The sequence below is a fragment of the Shewanella sp. M-Br genome, from assembly GCF_036245925.1.
Classification (GTDB): domain Bacteria; phylum Pseudomonadota; class Gammaproteobacteria; order Enterobacterales; family Shewanellaceae; genus Shewanella; species Shewanella oncorhynchi.
Window position 1 is genome coordinate 1 of the sequence record NZ_BJBV01000063.1, and the last position, 702, is coordinate 702.

The window sequence follows — 702 nt, forward strand, 5'->3', positions numbered from 1 at the left end:
CGCTGAAGCCGCGCAGCGGCCCAACATGCGGTTTGTAAAACCCAAAAGCGTCGAGCAGCAAGATGTGCAACTGCTCCACCGTATGCGCGAACGATTAACTAAACAATCAACAGCCTTAATCAATCAAGTCAGAGGGATGCTAGCGGAATATGGCATTGTGATGACCAAAAGTAAATCGGCTTTTAAAGCCCAGCTACCTGATATTTTGGTCGATGAAGCCAATATGCTGACCATCAAGGGGAGAGCCATCTTTTATCAGTTATATGATGAGGTTATCGACATTGAAAAACGGCTTAAGAGTTGTGACACTCAAGTACTAAACGAAACTCAAAACAATGTGATTTGTCAGCGATTACAGACTATCCCTGGTGTTGGGCCTGTCACCGCTACGGCGATTTATGCTGCAGTGGGTGACGGTAAAGACTTTAGCAATGGCCGACATTTTTCAGCTTGGTGTGGCTTAGTACCTAAGCAGCACAGCAGCGGAGGTAAAGATAACCTCCTCGGGATAAGTAAGCGGGGAAACGCCTATTTACGTACGCTGTTCATCCACGGCGCCAGAGCGGTGTTGCGACACAGTGGGAGTAAGTCGGATAAGTTGAGTTGTTGGGTTATCCAGCTAGCGGAACGCCGAGGTTTTAACCGAGCCTGTGTGGCCGTCGCGAATAAGCTCGCCAGAATGTCATGGGTTATCGCGGCACG

General features: G+C 48.9%; 1 protein-coding gene. It reads left to right on the forward strand.

All coding sequences use genetic code 11. The annotated features are described in order from the left end of the window. Positions 1 to 702 (forward strand): IS110-like element ISSpu22 family transposase (locus AAA952_RS22310; protein ID WP_338259710.1); only part of this gene is annotated, 702 nt, incomplete at both ends.